12 protein-coding genes, 1 pseudogene and 1 riboswitch are annotated in these 14,757 nt (G+C 70.1%); of the genes and pseudogenes, 5 read left to right on the top strand and 8 right to left on the bottom strand.

The window, feature by feature from the left end; translation table 11 throughout:
- Nucleotides 1-48 precede the first annotated feature (48 nt).
- Complete coding sequence (locus ACFV9J_RS25145) at nucleotides 49-315, top strand: hypothetical protein (RefSeq protein WP_385357283.1); 267 nt, start codon at nucleotides 49-51, stop codon at nucleotides 313-315.
- Here the strand turns inward: ACFV9J_RS25145 and ACFV9J_RS25150 are convergent.
- From ACFV9J_RS25150 to ACFV9J_RS25175, 6 genes and pseudogenes are all read right to left on the bottom strand, one after another.
- A complete protein-coding gene (locus ACFV9J_RS25150; RefSeq protein WP_385357286.1) occupies nucleotides 228-1,259 on the bottom strand; it encodes a ribonucleotide-diphosphate reductase subunit beta in 1,032 nt (343 codons plus the stop codon). The genes ACFV9J_RS25145 and ACFV9J_RS25150 overlap by 88 nt on opposite strands.
- Entirely contained in the window at nucleotides 1,259-3,634 is a 2,376-nt protein-coding gene (locus tag ACFV9J_RS25155; protein WP_385357288.1) for a ribonucleoside-diphosphate reductase subunit alpha, read from the bottom strand. Before ACFV9J_RS25155 ends, ACFV9J_RS25150 begins: the two co-directional genes overlap by 1 nt.
- A 127-nt stretch (nucleotides 3,635-3,761) precedes the next feature.
- Nucleotides 3,762-3,923, bottom strand: a riboswitch (cobalamin riboswitch).
- A 61-nt stretch (nucleotides 3,924-3,984) separates the two neighbouring features.
- Nucleotides 3,985-4,492 (bottom strand): annotated as a pseudogene (locus tag ACFV9J_RS25160) (GNAT family N-acetyltransferase).
- A gap of 72 nt (nucleotides 4,493-4,564) precedes the next feature.
- Nucleotides 4,565-6,175 carry a monocarboxylate uptake permease MctP gene (gene mctP, locus ACFV9J_RS25165; protein ID WP_385357292.1) on the bottom strand — a complete coding sequence of 537 codons (1,611 nt, stop codon included), beginning with the start codon at nucleotides 6,173-6,175 and terminating at the stop codon, nucleotides 4,565-4,567.
- Nucleotides 6,172-6,471 carry a DUF3311 domain-containing protein gene (locus tag ACFV9J_RS25170; protein ID WP_385357295.1) on the bottom strand — a complete coding sequence of 100 codons (300 nt, stop codon included), beginning with the start codon at nucleotides 6,469-6,471 and terminating at the stop codon, nucleotides 6,172-6,174. Before ACFV9J_RS25170 ends, mctP begins: the two co-directional genes overlap by 4 nt.
- 157 nt (nucleotides 6,472-6,628) lie before the next feature.
- The gene (locus ACFV9J_RS25175) at nucleotides 6,629-7,393 is read right to left on the bottom strand and encodes a GntR family transcriptional regulator (RefSeq protein ID WP_003973740.1); all 765 of its coding nucleotides are present in this window, start codon (nucleotides 7,391-7,393) and stop codon (nucleotides 6,629-6,631) included.
- Nucleotides 7,394-7,848: 455 nt separating this feature from the next.
- On the opposite strand from ACFV9J_RS25175, the gene dasA reads away from it, so the two are divergent.
- From dasA to ACFV9J_RS25195, 4 genes are all read left to right on the top strand, one after another.
- On the top strand, nucleotides 7,849-9,126 hold the full coding sequence (dasA, locus tag ACFV9J_RS25180; protein ID WP_385357299.1) for a N,N'-diacetylchitobiose ABC transporter substrate-binding protein DasA: 1,278 nt from the start codon (nucleotides 7,849-7,851) through the stop codon (nucleotides 9,124-9,126).
- Between the two features lie 95 nt (nucleotides 9,127-9,221).
- Nucleotides 9,222-10,208 carry a carbohydrate ABC transporter permease gene (locus tag ACFV9J_RS25185; protein ID WP_385357301.1) on the top strand — a complete coding sequence of 329 codons (987 nt, stop codon included), beginning with the start codon at nucleotides 9,222-9,224 and terminating at the stop codon, nucleotides 10,206-10,208.
- Nucleotides 10,205-11,035 carry a carbohydrate ABC transporter permease gene (locus ACFV9J_RS25190; RefSeq protein WP_385357304.1) on the top strand — a complete coding sequence of 277 codons (831 nt, stop codon included), beginning with the start codon at nucleotides 10,205-10,207 and terminating at the stop codon, nucleotides 11,033-11,035. The genes ACFV9J_RS25185 and ACFV9J_RS25190 overlap by 4 nt, the downstream gene beginning before the upstream one ends.
- A gap of 7 nt (nucleotides 11,036-11,042) precedes the next feature.
- On the top strand, nucleotides 11,043-12,536 hold the full coding sequence (locus ACFV9J_RS25195) for a glycoside hydrolase family 3 protein (RefSeq protein ID WP_385357307.1): 1,494 nt from the start codon (nucleotides 11,043-11,045) through the stop codon (nucleotides 12,534-12,536).
- A gap of 336 nt (nucleotides 12,537-12,872) precedes the next feature.
- Here ACFV9J_RS25195 and nagB read toward each other — a convergent pair whose 3' ends face one another.
- Entirely contained in the window at nucleotides 12,873-13,658 is a 786-nt protein-coding gene (nagB, locus tag ACFV9J_RS25200; protein WP_356856696.1) for a glucosamine-6-phosphate deaminase, read from the bottom strand.
- Nucleotides 13,659-13,792: 134 nt separating this feature from the next.
- Nucleotides 13,793-14,545, bottom strand: coding sequence for an SDR family oxidoreductase (locus ACFV9J_RS25205; RefSeq protein ID WP_385357310.1), 753 nt, complete (start codon nucleotides 14,543-14,545; stop codon nucleotides 13,793-13,795).
- Between the last annotated feature and the right edge of the window lie 212 nt (nucleotides 14,546-14,757).

Raw genomic sequence — 14,757 nt, forward strand, 5'->3', positions numbered from 1 at the left:
GCAGTCCTGCCACTGACGGTAAGGAGCATCCGGCGTGACAGTGGTGTCATGACCGGAAACCAGATCGAAGCCCTTGTCGGAATGCTCGCGACCTTCGGACTCCTCGTCCTCATGATCCTCCCCTCGGTGATCGGCATCGTGCGCGACAGGCGCATCGACCGCCGGATCAGGGAGGCCCAGGAGGACGGGGAGGTCCGGACCCACTACGGGAAGGAGACCCGGAGCACTCAGAAGTCCTCGGACAGGTCGACCGTGCCCTCCACCGCCACCTGGTACGCCGAGGGGCGCCGCTCGAAGAAGTTGGTCAACTCCTGAACGCCCTGCAGCTCCATGAAGGAGAAGGGGTTCTCGGAGCCGTACACCGGGGCGAAGCCGAGCCGGGTCAGACGCTGGTCGGCCACGCACTCCAGGTACTGCCGCATCGAGTCGGTGTTCATGCCCGGGAGGCCGTCACCGCACAGGTCGCGCGCGAACTGCAGCTCGGCCTCGACGGCCTCCCGCAGCATGCCGGTGACCTGCTCCTGGAGCTGGTCGTCGAACAGTTCCGGCTCCTCCTTGCGCACGGTGTCGACGACGTCGAACGCGAAGGACATGTGCATGGTCTCGTCCCGGAACACCCAGTTGGTGCCGGTGGCCAGGCCGTGCAGCAGGCCCCGGCTGCGGAACCAGTAGACGTAGGCGAAGGCGCCGTAGAAGAACAGGCCCTCGATGCACGCCGCGAAGCAGATCAGGTTGAGCAGGAAGCGGCGCCGGTCGGCCTTGGTCTCCAGCCGGTCGATCGACTCGACCGAGTCCATCCACTTGAAGCAGAACCCGGCCTTCTCCCGGATGGACGGGATGTTCTCCACGGCCGCGAAGGCGGCGGCGCGGTCCTCCGGGTCGGGCAGGTAGGTGTCCAGCAGCGTCAGATAGAACTGGACGTGGACGGCCTCCTCGAAGAGCTGGCGGGACAGGTACAGCCGCGCCTCGGGGGAGTTGATGTGCTTGTAGAGGGTCAGCACCAGGTTGTTCGCGACGATCGAGTCGCCGGTGGCGAAGAAGGCCACGAGCCGGCCGATCAGGTGCTGCTCCATCGGGCTGAGCTTCGCGAGGTCGGCGACGTCCGAGTGGAGGTCGACCTCCTCGACGTGCCAGGTGTTCTTGATGGCGTCCCGGTAGCGCTCGTAGAAGTCCGGGTAGCGCATGGGGCGCAGGGTCAGCTCGAAGCCCGGGTCGAGCAGGTTCTTGGTGGTGGGGTTCGCGGGGGTCTCGGTGGTCATTACTGGCAGGCCTCGCAGGACTCGGGGTTTTCCAGGGAGCAGGCGACCGCTTCGGGGTCCGGGCCGGCCTGCACGGGGACGGTGGTGGCGCGGGCCGCGGCGCGGGCGATCCGGGTCGCCGGGCGCGAGCGCAGGTAGTAGGTGGTCTTCAGGCCCTGCTTCCAGGCGTACGCGTACATCGAGGAGAGCTTCCCGATGGTCGGCGTCTCCAGGAACAGGTTCAGCGACTGGGCCTGGTCGAGGTACGGGGTGCGGGCGGCGGCCATGTCGATCAGGCCGCGCTGCGGGATCTCCCAGGCGGTGCGGTACAGCGCGCGCACGTCCTCGGGGATCCAGGTGAAGCCCTGCACCGAACCGTTGGCCTCGCGCAGCGCCTCACGGGTGCGGGCGTCCCACACGCCGAGCCGCTTGAGGTCGTCCACCAGGTACGAGTTGACCTGGAGGAACTCTCCGGACAGCGTCTCGCGCTTGAACAGGTTGGACACCTGCGGCTCGATGCACTCGTAGACACCGGCGATGGAGGCGATGGTCGCGGTCGGCGCGATGGCCAGGAGCAGGGAGTTGCGCAGTCCGGTCGTCGCCATGCGCTCGCGCAGCGCGGCCCAGCGCTCCGGCCAGGCCGGCTCGACGCCGTAGTGGTCCGGGTGCAGCACCCCCTTGGCCGTACGGGTCTTCTCCCAGGCCGGCGCGGGGCCGCCCCGCTCGGCGAGGTCGGCGGAGGTCTCGTACGCGGCGAGCATGATCCGCTCGGCGATGCGGGTGGACAGGGCCTTCGCCTCGGGGGAGTCGAAGGGCAGACGCAGCTGGAAGAAGACGTCCTGGAGGCCCATCGCGCCGAGGCCGACCGGGCGCCAGCGGGCGTTGGAGCGGCCCGCCTGCTCGGTCGGGTAGAAGTTGATGTCGACGACCCGGTCCAGGAAGGTGACCGCGGTGCGGACGGTGGCGTCCAGGCGCTCCCAGTCCATGTCGCCCTTCGCGGGGTCGACGAACGCGCCGAGGTTGACCGAGCCCAGGTTGCAGACCGCGGTCTCCCCGTCGTCGGTGACCTCCAGGATCTCCGTGCAGAGGTTGGATGAGTGGACGACGTGGCCGGGGGTCGCGGTCTGGTTGGCCGTGCGGTTGGCGGTGTCCTTGAAGGTCATCCAGCCGTTGCCGGTCTGCGCGAGGGTGCGCATCATGCGGCCGTACAGCTCCCGGGCGGGCAGCGTCCTGCGGGCCAGCCCCGCCTCCTCCGCCCTGCGGTAGGCGGCGTCGAACTCCTCGCCCCACAGGTCGGTCAGCTCCGGCACGTCGGCGGGGGAGAACAGCGACCAGGCCCCGTCGGCGTCCACGCGGCGCATGAACTCGTCCGGGATCCAGTGCGCGAGGTTCAGGTTGTGCGTACGGCGGGCGTCCTCGCCGGTGTTGTCCCGCAGCTCCAGGAACTCCTCGACGTCCGCGTGCCAGGTCTCCAGGTAGACCGCGGCGGCGCCCTTGCGCCGGCCGCCCTGGTTCACGGCGGCGACCGAGGCGTCCAGCGTCTTCAGGAACGGGACGATGCCGTTGGAGTGCCCGTTGGTGCCGCGGATCAGCGAACCCCGGGCGCGGACGCGGGAGTAGGCGATGCCGATGCCGCCGGCGTGCTTGGACAGGCGGGCCACCTGGTGGAGGCGGTCGTAGAGGGAGTCCAGCTCGTCCTTGGGGGAGTCCAGGAGGTAGCAGGACGACATCTGGGCGTGCCGGGTGCCGGAGTTGAAGAGGGTGGGGGAGGAGGGGAGGTAGTCGAGGCGGCTCATCAGGCCGTAGAGGGCGGCGACCTCGTCCACGGACCGGGTGGTGTCGTCCTCGGCGAGTCCGGCGGCGACCCGCAGCAGGAAGTGCTGGGGCGTCTCGACGGCCTTGCGGGTGAGCGGGTGGCGGAGCAGGTAGCGGCTGTAGACGGTACGCAGGCCGAAGTAGCCGAAGCGGTCGTCGGCGGCCGGGTCGACCAGCGCGTCGAGGCGGGCCGCGTGCAGCCGGACGAAGGCCGCGGTGCGGTCGGCGATCAGGCCCTCGCGGTGGCCGGTGGCGACGGAGTCGGTGAAGGTGACGACGCCCTGGGAGGCGGCCTCGGCGCGGATGCCGATGGTCAGCAGGCGGGCGGCCAGCCGGGAGTAGACCGGGTCCTCGGAGATCAGGCCGGCGGCGGCCTCGGTGGCCAGCTCGCGCAGCTCGGCCTCGTCGGCGCGGGCGGACCGGCCGCGCAGTGCGGCGGCGGCCACCCGGCCGGGGTCGGCGCCCTGGAGGTCGGCGGTCAGCCCGGTCAGGGTCCGCAGCAGGGCGGCACCGGGTCCGTCGGGTTCCCCGGTCGCCGTCACCGGGGTCGCTGAAGCCGGATCGGCTGGCGCGATGGTCACGTGGAGCACTCCCTCGCTCGGCACGGGGCCCGGCGGAGGGAGGGCAGGGGGCAGCTCACGAGCGCACGCGGCGTCGCGTCCACCGGCCCACTCCACGAGGCCCGGACGTCATGGCACCCGGGCCAGGGCGGCCGGGCGCGCTGTCGGCAGGTCCTCGGACTGGACAGGCGTGCGCGCACGTGCGAAGACGTACGGATGCACGCAAGTACACCGTTGCGGGACAGTTCCGGATTCGCACCGGATTCCCCTGCGGCGACAGCGAGCACGAGCATACATCTTGTGCCGGGGGACGCGAGCACCCCCAGATGTTGTGTCTCGACGGGGTGTTGTGATGGGGTGCCGCGGCCGTGTCAGAGCGTCAGTTCGTAGGTGAGCAGCGTGATGTCGTCCAGCTCCGGCAGCGGGTTCCAGTCGCGGTCGGGCGTGCGGACGAAGCCCCAGGCGCGCGTAGAGACGGTGGGCGGTGCGCATGGTGGCCTGGGTCGACAGCACGACGCCCGTGCACCCCGTCACCGTCCGGGCGCGGTCGACACAGGCCCGTACGAGGGCCTCGCCCGCCCCGCGGCCGCGTGCCTCGCGGGCGACGGCGAGCATGCGTATCTCGGCCTCGCCGGGGCGGGCTATGTCCGCCATGGGGCCGCCGGACGGTACGAAGGTCACGCCGCCGAGCACCCGGGTGTCGGCCACGGCGACCAGCACCTCGGCGGCCGCCGCCCGCTTGGCCACGTCGCGCAGCTCGTCCAGGTAGGAGTCGCTCTCCCCGAAGTCGAGGAGGCCGTCGCGCAGGTAGGCCTGCGCGGTGATCTCGCCGAGGGTGTCGTACTCCTCGGCCGTCGCCCGCCGGATCACGAAGTCCATGACCCCGAGTGTGCCCGACGGGTACGACAACGGGCCGCCGGATTTCTCCGACGGCCCGCCTCGAACCAGGGGTCAGTGCGAGCTGCCCGCCGTGGCCGGCGGCAGTTCCACCTGGACGCCGGGGTCGCCGGCGTCGGCCGTGTAGTCGCTCGGCTTGGTCTCGTCCACGCCGTCGGGCGCCTTGACCGCCCTCAGGACGAAGGTCAGGACCACGGTGACCAGGACGTTCAGCACGAAGGCGGTGAGACCGATGTAGCCGATCTCGCCGATGCCGGGGATCTCGTCGGAGGACCCGCCGAAGTGCGCCTGTGTCGGCGAGGCGACCCCGTAGGCGGCGACCGTGCCGTAGATCATGCCGACCGCCCAGCCGCCGAGCAGCGCCCAGCGGTGGAACCAGCGGGTGAACAGGCCGCCGACCAGGGCCGGGAAGGTCTGCAGGATCCAGATGCCGCCCAGCAGCTGGAAGTTGATCGCGACGGTCTTGTCCATGCCCAGGACGAAGATCAGCGCGCCCACCTTCACCAGGAGCGACACCAGCTTGGAGACCTTCGTCTCCTGTGCCGGGGTGGCGTCCGGCTTGATGAAGTCCTTGTAGATGTTGCGGGTGAAGAGGTTCGCGGCCGCGATCGACATGATCGCCGCCGGGACCAGGGCGCCGATGCCGATCGCCGCGAAGGCCACGCCCGCGAACCAGTCCGGGAACATGGTCTCGAACAGCTGCGGGATTGCCAGCTGGCCGTTGTCCACCTTCACCCCGGCCGCGATCGCCATGAAGCCGAGCAGCGCGAGCAGGCCCAGCATCAGCGAGTACAGCGGCAGGATCGTGGTGTTGCGCCGGATCACGTTACGGCTGCGCGAGGACAGCGTGGCGGTGATCGAGTGCGGGTACATGAAGAGCGCCAGGGCCGAGCCGAGCGCCAGCGTCGCGTAGGTCCACTGGCCCCCCGCGTCCGGCACCACCCCGCCCTTGCCCGCCTCGGTGAACTTGTCGCTCGCCGACGCGAAGATGTCGTCGAAGCCGCCCAGCTTGATCGGGATGTAGATGATCGCCACCGCGATGACGATGTAGATCAGCGTGTCCTTCACGAACGCGATCAGCGCGGGCGCGCGCAGTCCCGACGAGTAGGTGTACGCCGCCAGCACACCGAAGGCGATCAGCAGCGGCAGGTCCTTGATGAACCAGTTGGTGTCCTCGCCGCCGCCGACGCCCATCACGTCGAGGACGGCCTGGATGCCGACCAGCTGGAGCGCGATGTACGGCATGGTCGCCAGGATGCCGGTGACGGCCACCGCCAGCGACAGGCCCTTGGAGCCGAACCGGCCCCGCACGAAGTCCGAGGTCGTCACGTATCCGTGCTTGTGCGAGACCGACCACAGGCGGGGCAGGAAGGTGAAGATCAGCGGGTAGACCAGGATCGTGTACGGCACCGCGAAGAAGCCGGCCGCGCCCGCCGCGTAGATCGCCGCCGGGACGGCCACGAAGGTGTACGCCGTGTACAGGTCGCCGCCCAGCAGGAACCAGGTGACCCAGGTGCCGAACGAGCGGCCGCCGAGGCCCCACTCGTCGAGGCTGTGCTCGTTCGCGGCCCGGCGCCAGCGGGCGGCCAGGAAGCCCATGGCGGTGACGAGGACGAAGAAGAAGATGAAGACGGCGAGTGCGACGCCGTTCACGCCGTCGTTCATCGCGACTCACCGCCCTTCGGGGCGGAGGGGGCGGAGGAGGCGGCGGAGTGGGCGGCGGCGCGGCCGCGCTGGTCCCACTGCCACAGCTTGTACGCGGTCACCGTCAGCACGGTCGAGATCAGCACCCACGCCATCTGGTACCAGTAGAAGAACGGGATGCCGATGAAGGCCGGGTCCGTCTTGGTGTACGAACCGACCCACAGCATGGCGACGAACGGTGCCACGAGACATAGCCCGATGACGACGCGCACCGGCGTCACCACCGGCTCTCTGCTCACTTCTGGGTCTTCTGACATGCGCGGCTCCGTCCCCTCGCTGATCACCTCGTGCAGTGCGCACGAAATGTAGGTGACGGTGTCAAGACAGCGGAAGACCTCGTCCGTATATCGGTCCTCAACCGCAACTTCGCGCCCGCGCGCGCGGGGGTATGCCGGATATGTGCCGGTGCGGATCCTAGTCCTGGGGCCGCTTGAGGCGGGCCACGAACTTGTAGCGGTCGCCCCGGTACACCGACCGGACCCACTCCACCGGCTGGCCGGTGCGGTCCTGGGAGTGCCGGGAGAGCATCAGCATGGGCAGGCCCACGTCGGTGCCGAGCAGGCCGGCCTCGCGCGGGGTGGCCAGGGAGGTCTCGATGGTCTCCTCGGCCTCGGCGAGATGGACGTCGTACACCTCGGCGAGCGCGGTGTAGAGGGACGTGTACTTCACCAGGGAGCGGCGCAGGGCGGGGAAGCGCTTCGCGCTGAGGTGGGTGGTCTCGATCGCCATCGGCTCGCCGTTGGCCATGCGCAGCCGCTCGATGCGCAGCACCCGGCCGCCGGCCGTGATGTCCAGCAGCCCGGCGAGCCGGTCGTCGGCGGTGATGTAGCCGATGTCCAGCAGCTGAGAGGTCGGTTCGAGGCCCTGGGCCCGCATGTCCTCGGTGTACGAGGTGAGTTGCAGCGCCTGTGACACCTTGGGCTTGGCGACGAAGGTGCCCTTGCCCTGGATGCGCTCCAGGCGGCCCTCGACGACCAGCTCCTGCAGGGCCTGGCGCACCGTCGTGCGCGAGGTGTCGAACTCGGCGGCCAGGGTGCGCTCCGGCGGGACCGGTGTGCCCGGCGTCTGGGTCCGGGTCATGTCGAGCAGATGCTTCTTCAGACGGTAGTACTTGGGCACGCGCGCGGTACGGACGGTCGCCCCACCCTCGTTCTCCGCACTGCTGACGTCGGTGCTCATGCTCTGCCTTCCCGGCTCCGGGTGCCGAAGCGACCGCTATCCCTGTCGGCCACGGCTCACATCGTGGCACGGCTTCGTGCCGGGATGGCCCCCGCACGCTCCGTGATCCCTTCTGTATACCCGGGGGAACACCCTTGGTCTAGTCCACAGAGCGGTCGGGCGTCGCTGGTACGCGCGTTCGGAGCCGTCGCGGCACGTCATTCGGTGGGGGGTGGTACACCCGGTCCCGGTCCGCCCGATCTGTCGCTTGCGCAATGAAAGGTCCCTGCATATCTCGGTCCCATCACGGAGGCGACGACTGGGTTTGAACACCCTTGACAGTCCTATTGGTCTGGGCCAAGCTCCCCGTACTGGTCTACACCATTGGTCCAGGTCCCGGCCCCAAGGGCGGTCCGCGTCGACGAGCAACCGCGGGGAGGCAGGGGGGTTGTGTGGCATCCCTGAGGAGGGTTGGCGTGAAGCGCAAGCTTATAGCCGCGATCGGTATCGCGGGCATGATGGTCTCGATCGCCGCGTGCGGGGGCGACAGTGACGACGACGGCAAGAAGGCCGGCGCCGACGGCTACGCCGGCGAGACGCTCACCGTCTGGGTGATGGACGGCTCCTCCCCGGACGACTGGCAGGCCGACCTCGCCAAGGAGTTCGAGGCGAAGACCAAGGCCAAGGTCAAGTTCGAGATCCAGAAGTGGAACGGCATTCAGCAGAAGCTGACCACCGCCCTCTCCGAGGAGAACCCGCCCGACGTCTTCGAGATCGGCAACACCCAGACCCCGGCCTACGCCAAGACCGGCGGCCTCGCGGACCTGAGCGACCTCAAGAGCGAGATCGGCACCGACTGGTCCGAGTCCCTCAACAAGTCCGCCGTGTTCGACGGCAAGCAGTACGCGGCCCCGTGGTTCGTGGTCAACCGCGTCGTCGTCTACAACAAGAAGATCTGGGCGGACGCGGGCATCAAGGAACTGCCCAAGACCCGCGACGAGTTCTACAACGACCTCAAGACGATCGGCGAGAAGACCGACGCCGAGCCGATCTACCTGCCCGGCCAGAACTGGTACCACTTCGTGGGCCTGGTCATCGGCGAGGGCGGCGAACTGGTCAAGAAGGACGGCGACAAGTACGTCTCCAACCTGGCCGACCCGAAGGTCGCCGCCGCCACCGAGACCTACAAGAAGTTCCAGGCCCTGTCCAAGGCCCCCAAGGACAAGGACGAGGCCACCCCGCAGCAGGGTGAGATCTTCGCCAAGGGCAAGACCGGCTCGTTCATCGGCATGGGCTGGGAGGGCGCCACCGCGATCGCCACCAACCCGGCGATCGAGAAGGACCTCGGCTACTTCACCATCCCCGGCCCCACGGCCGACAAGCCCGAGGGCGTCTTCCTCGGCGGCTCCAACCTGGCCGTCGCCGCGGGCAGCAAGAAGCAGGACCTGGCCAAGGAGTTCCTGAAGCTCGCGCTCTCCGACAAGTACGAGGGTGCGCTGGCCAAGGCCAACGGCGTCATCCCGAACAAGGAGGCGCTGCAGAGCAACCTGAAGGGCAACGCCGCCGCCGAGGCCGCCGCGCCGGCCGCCAAGTTCGGTGACACCACGCCGCTGATCCCGGAGTGGGCCGCCGTCGAGAACGACCCGAACCCGATCAAGACGTACCTGACGGCCGTCATGAAGGGGAAGTCCCCGGCCGAGGCCGCCAAGCAGGTCGAGGGCGAGTTCAACAAGCGCCTGGCGCAGCAGCAGTAGCAGAAGCAGCCGGGTGAGCCGGGGCGGGGGCCGCCACACGACGGCCCCCGCCCCGGCGTCGAGGTGAACAGGTCGAGAAGAGAGAGACCGCGAGCATGACCGTGCAGACCGAACGGCCGCCCTCAGGCCCGTCGGACGTCCGCAAGGCGGACGGTGGGGGAACCGGCGGGCGCAGAGAAAGAGCCGCGTCGCGTGTCGGCGCCCTGGGCCCGTATCTGCTGTTGCTGCCCGCCGTCGCGGCCACCGTGCTGCTGCTCGGCTGGCCGCTGGTGAAGGACCTCCTGCTGTCCTTCCAGAACCTCAACATGTCGCAGCTGATCCAGCATGTGACCGAGTGGAACGGGGTCGACAACTACAAGGAGACCCTCACCAGCGAGGACTTCTGGCGGGTCACTCTCCGCTCGATCCTGTTCACGGCGGTCAACGTCGTCCTGATCATGGTTCTGGGCACGCTGATCGGCCTGCTGCTGGCTCGCCTCGGCAAGAAGATGCGCTTCGTCCTCATGCTGGGTCTGATCCTGGCCTGGGCCATGCCGATCGTGGCCGCGACCACCGTCTACAAGTGGCTGTTCGCCGAGCGCTTCGGCGTCGTCAACTGGGTCCTGGACAAGCTCGGCTGGCACTCCATGGCCGACTACAGCTGGACCAGCAGCCAGATGTCGACGTTCTTCGTCGTCACGCTGCTGATCGTGTGGATGTCCATCCCGTTCGTCGCGATCAACCTCTACGCGGCGACCACCACCATCTCGAAGGAGCTGTACGAGGCCGCGTCCCTCGACGGTGCGGGCGCCTGGCGCAGCTTCACCACGGTCACCATGCCGTTCCTGCGGCCGTTCCTCTACGCCACGACGTTCCTGGAAGTCATCTGGGTCTTCAAGGCGTTCGTGCAGGTCTACCTCATCAACGCGGGCGGCCCGGACCGGCTGACCGAGATCCTGCCCGTCTACGCCTACGTCGAGGGCGTCGGGAACCAGCACTACGGCATGGGCGCGGCGATCGCCGCCCTGACCATCCTGATCCTGCTCGGCCTGACCGCGTACTACCTCAGGATCGTGCTCAAGCAAGAGGAGGACGAGCTGTGAAGCGCTCGCTCTTCGGCCGCCTGTGGCCCAACGTCACGGCCGTCGTCCTGTTCATCGGCCTCGTGTTCCCCGTGTACTGGATGTTCTCCACGGCCCTCAAGCCGAGGAACGACATCCTCTCGGAGAACCCGGTCTGGTTCCCGACCGACATCACCTTCGAGAACTTCAAGACCGCGATCGACGTCGACCACTTCTGGTCGTACGTCACCAACTCGTTGACGGTCACCGTCCTCGCCGTCGTCTTCTCGCTGGTCATCGCGCTGGCCGGCTCCTTCGCCCTGGCGCGGATGCGGTTCAAGGGGCGGCGCGGCTTCATCGTCGGCTTCATGCTCGCCCAGATGGCGCCCTGGGAAGTCATGGTCATCGCGGTCTACATGATCGTGCGCGACACGTCGATGCTGAACAGCCTGGTGCCGCTGACGCTCTTCTACATGATGATGATCCTGCCCTTCACCATCCTGACGCTGCGCGGCTTCGTCGCCGCCGTGCCGAAGGAGCTGGAGGAGTCGGCGATGGTCGACGGCTGCACCCGCCCCCAGGCGTTCCGTCTGGTCATCCTGCCGCTGCTCGCGCCGGGTCTGATGTCCACGTCGCTGTTCGGCTTCATCACCGCGTGGAACGAGTTCGCCCTGGTCCTGGTGCTCAACAAGGACGCCGAGGCCCAGACGCTGCCGCTGTGGCTGTCCAGCTTCCAGACCCAGTTCGGCGACGACTGGGGCGCGACCATGGCCGCCTCCTCCCTCTTCGCCATCCCGATCCTGATCCTCTTCGTCTACCTCCAGCGCAAGGCCGTCAGCGGGCTCACCGACGGCGCCGTGAAGGGATAACGCCTCGATGACCACCCTCGCCAGGGCCACCGACACCCTCACGCGCGACGCGCTCGCCGTCCTCCAGCCCGGCTTCGCCGGCACCACCACCGCCCCCGACTGGCTGCTGCGCCGCATCGGCGAAGGGCTGGCGTCCGTCGCCCTGTTCGGGCGCAACGTCACCTCGCCCGAGCAGGTGGCCGCCCTGACCGCACAGCTGCGCGCCGAGCGCGAGGACCTGCTGGTCGCGATCGACGAGGAGGGCGGCGACGTCACCCGTCTCGAGGTGCGCACCGGCTCCTCCTTCCCCGGCAACCACGCCCTCGGCGCCGTGGACGACGTCGGGCTCACCCGGGCGGTGGCCGCGGAACTGGGCCGCCGGCTCGCCGCCGCGGGCGTCAACTTCAACTGGGCGCCGTCCGCCGACGTGAACTCCAACCCGGACAACCCGGTGATCGGGGTGCGCGCCTTCGGCTCCGACACCGACCTGGTCGCCCGGCACACCGCCGCCTACATCACCGGGATGCAGTCCGCGGGCGTGGCCACCTCCGCCAAGCACTTCCCGGGCCACGGCGACACGGGCATCGACTCCCACCACGCCATGCCGCGCATCGACGTGGGCGCCGACGTGCTGGCCGCACGCGACCTGGTCCCCTTCCGCGCCGCCATCGCCGCCGGCAGCCGCGCGGTGATGAGCGCCCACATCCTGGTCCCGGCCCTGGACCCGGAGCTTCCGGCAACGTTGTCCCGGCGCATCCTGACCGACCTGCTCCGCGGCGAGCTGGGCTACGACGGGCTCATCGTCACCGACGGCATCGAGATGAAGGCGATCGCCGGCACCTACGGCATCGAACGCGGCACCGTCATGGCCATCGCCGCCGGTGCCGACGCGATCTGCGTGGGCGGCGGCCTGCACGACGAGGGCACCGTACGGCGGCTGAGCGACGCGCTGGTCGAGGCGGTCCGCGCGGGCGAACTGCCCGAGGAGCGCCTGGCCGACGCGGCCGAACGCGTCCGGTCCCTGTCCCGCTGGGCCGCGGCGAACCGTCCTGCCGACGGGGCCTCGGACACCGCCGACGGCGACGTCGGCCTGCGTGCGGCGCGCCGTGCGCTGCGCGTCACCGTCGCGGGGGAGTCCGCGCCGCTCACCGAGCCGCCGTACGTCGCCGCGCTCACGCCGGTGGCGAACATCGCGGTCGGCGACGAGACCCCGTGGGGGGTGGCGGCCGAGCTGGGCCGGCTGCTCCCGGGCACGGAGACCGGCAGCTTCAACGGGGCCGACGCGGGCCGCGAGGCGCTGGCCGCGGCGGGCTCCCGGCGCATCGTCGCCGTCGTCCGCGACGAGCACCGCCACCCTTGGATGGCGGCGGCCCTCGACGTCCTGCTGGCGGCCCGCCCCGACACGGTCGTCGTCGAGATGGGCGTCCCGCGGGCGGAACCCCGCGGCGCCCTCCACCTGGCCACCCACGGCGCGGCCCGCGTCTGCGGCCGAGCGGCGGCGGAGGCCGTCGCGGGCGTCTGACGACCACTCGTCGCCCCACTGAAGGCGCCGGTCCCTCGACGGGGCCGGCGCCTTCGGCGTGGGTGGCCGCGCGGGGCTCCGGCGAAGGACGGGCACGCGGGCCCCGGACGCAGGGTGGGGCGGGCCGTCGCCAGGCGGGTGCGGGGCGAGCGGCGGTGCCGACGGGAGTACGGGCACGGGGGCTGCTGCCGCCCCCCCCGGGTGGCGGTGCGGCTGGGACGTGGGCGCCGTGCCGGTGGTGGTGCGGGTACGACGAAGGCGCCGGGGCCCTGACGGGATCCGGCGCCTTCCGCGCGCGTGTGCGTCCGCCCCGCGGACCGGGGACGGGACGACGGGTCAGATGCCCTGCCAGTCCGGCTTGTGGGCGTAGGTGTGCCGGAAGTAGTCGGCGAGCTTGAGCTTGGACGCGGCGGCCTCGTCGACGACGACCGTGGCGTGCGGGTGCAACTGCAGGGCGGAGGCCGGGCACACGGCCGCGACCGGACCCTCGACGCTCGCGGCGACCGCGTCGGCCTTGCCCTCACCGGTGGCGAGCAGCACCACGTGCCGCGCCTCCAGGATGGTGCCGATGCCCTGGGTGATCACGTGGTGCGGCACCTGCTCGATGTCGCCGTCGAAGAAGCGCGCGTTGTCGACCCGGGTCTGCTCGGTCAGGGTCTTGATCCGCGTCCGCGAGGCGAGCGAGGAACACGGCTCGTTGAAGCCGATGTGCCCGTCCGTGCCGATGCCCAGCAGCTGGAGGTCGACCCCGCCGGTCCCGCCCAGCGCCGCGTCGTAGGCCTCACACGCCGCCTGCACGTCCGCGGCCGTGCCGTCGGGGCCCATGAACGCGTCCATACCGATGCCCAGCGGTTCGAGCACCTCGCGCCGGAGCACCGAGCGGTAGGACTCCGGGTGCTCCGCGGGCAGCCCCACGTACTCGTCGAGCTGGGCGATCCGCGCCCGCGCGGTGTCCACGGCACCCGAGCGCACCTTGGCCGCCAGCGCCTCGTACACGGGCAGCGGCGTCGAGCCGGTGGCCACCCCGAGCAGGGCGTCGGGCTTGCGCCGGAGCAGCTGCGCCATGGCTTCGGCTATGAGTTCGCCGCCCGCCTTGGCATCGGGAACGATGACAACTTCCACGCTGGCCTGCCGTTTCGAAGAGAGGACTCACCCGGGGCCCGGGACTGGCTATGTGGTTTAGACCAATCTAACAGAGCGGGACCCCGCGGTCGCGCTGAAACGGTCAGGCGGGTGGCGGTGTTCGGGCCGTGGTGTCAGGTCAGCGAACCTCCCGTGGCGTCCACCCAGCTTCCCGTGACCCACCGGCCCCCGTGCGAGGCGAGGAACGCGACCACGTCGGCCACCTCGGCCGGCGCGCCCACCCCGCCCAGCGCGGAGAGTGCCGCCGCCCGCTCCCAGCCGCCCTCGCTCCCGTGCAGCATCCCGGCCGTGTTGTCCGTGTCGATGATGCCGGGCGCCACCGAGTTCACCGTGATGCCCCGGGTGCCGAGCACCTTGGAGAGGTCGCGGGAGAACACGTCCAGCGCGCCCTTCGTCATCGCGTACGCCATGTTGTCCGGCATCACCGCCGTGCGGGCCAGGCCCGACGAGATGTTGATGACCCGGCCGCCGTCGCGCAGCCGCCCCATGCCGTGCTTGAGGATGAAGAACGGTGCCTTCACATTGACCGTGAAGACCGCGTCGTACTCCGCCTCCCCTATCTCCCCGATGGGGTGGGTGCTGCCGATCCCCGCGTTGTTCACCAGCACGTCCAGCCCGTCGGCGTGTCTGTCGAACTGCTCCCACAGGGCCTCGGCGGCACCCGGAGCGCCCAGGTCGGCCCTGATCGCGAACGCCGAGCCGCCCCCGGCCTCGATCGCGGCGACCGTCTCCTTCGCCGCCGCCTCGTTCCTCCCGTAGTGCACCGCGACCCGAGCGCCGTCGCGGCCCAGCCGCTCCGCGATGCCCCGTCCGATGCCCCTGCTCGCCCCCGTGACGAGTGCCGTCCTGCCCGTAAGCACGCCCATCCCGGCGCCCCCCTCATTTCGCTAGTGGTCGCTACAGAAATGACCGTACAACGGGCCGGCGATTTTTTCTAGTGGTCGCTATAAAATGCACTCCATGGTGAGCGGTGAGAAGAGTGAACGGTCCGGGGCGCCTGCGCCGTCGCCCGGTCGAAGGAGCGCGGCCAGGACCCGCGCCACCCGTGTGCTCCAGGGCGACGGCCCGGTCCCGCTCG

It is taken from the genome of Streptomyces sp. NPDC059906, from assembly GCF_042730645.1.
In the GTDB taxonomy this organism is placed as follows: domain Bacteria; phylum Actinomycetota; class Actinomycetes; order Streptomycetales; family Streptomycetaceae; genus Streptomyces; species Streptomyces rubrogriseus.

Bases quoted from the DNA above. Each gene is read 5' to 3' on its own strand.
- ACFV9J_RS25205 (WP_385357310.1), bottom strand. From the start codon at position 14,545: ATGGGCGTGCTTACGGGCAGGACGGCACTCGTCACGGGGGCGAGCAGG.
- ACFV9J_RS25185 (WP_385357301.1), top strand. From the start codon at position 9,222: ATGACCGTGCAGACCGAACGGCCGCCCTCAGGCCCGTCGGACGTCCGC.
- ACFV9J_RS25150 (WP_385357286.1), bottom strand. From the start codon at position 1,259: ATGACCACCGAGACCCCCGCGAACCCCACCACCAAGAACCTGCTCGAC.
- mctP (WP_385357292.1), bottom strand. From the start codon at position 6,175: ATGAACGACGGCGTGAACGGCGTCGCACTCGCCGTCTTCATCTTCTTC.
- ACFV9J_RS25175 (WP_003973740.1), bottom strand. From the start codon at position 7,393: ATGAGCACCGACGTCAGCAGTGCGGAGAACGAGGGTGGGGCGACCGTC.
- ACFV9J_RS25195 (WP_385357307.1), top strand. From the start codon at position 11,043: ATGACCACCCTCGCCAGGGCCACCGACACCCTCACGCGCGACGCGCTC.
- ACFV9J_RS25170 (WP_385357295.1), bottom strand. From the start codon at position 6,471: ATGTCAGAAGACCCAGAAGTGAGCAGAGAGCCGGTGGTGACGCCGGTG.
- ACFV9J_RS25145 (WP_385357283.1), top strand. From the start codon at position 49: ATGACCGGAAACCAGATCGAAGCCCTTGTCGGAATGCTCGCGACCTTC.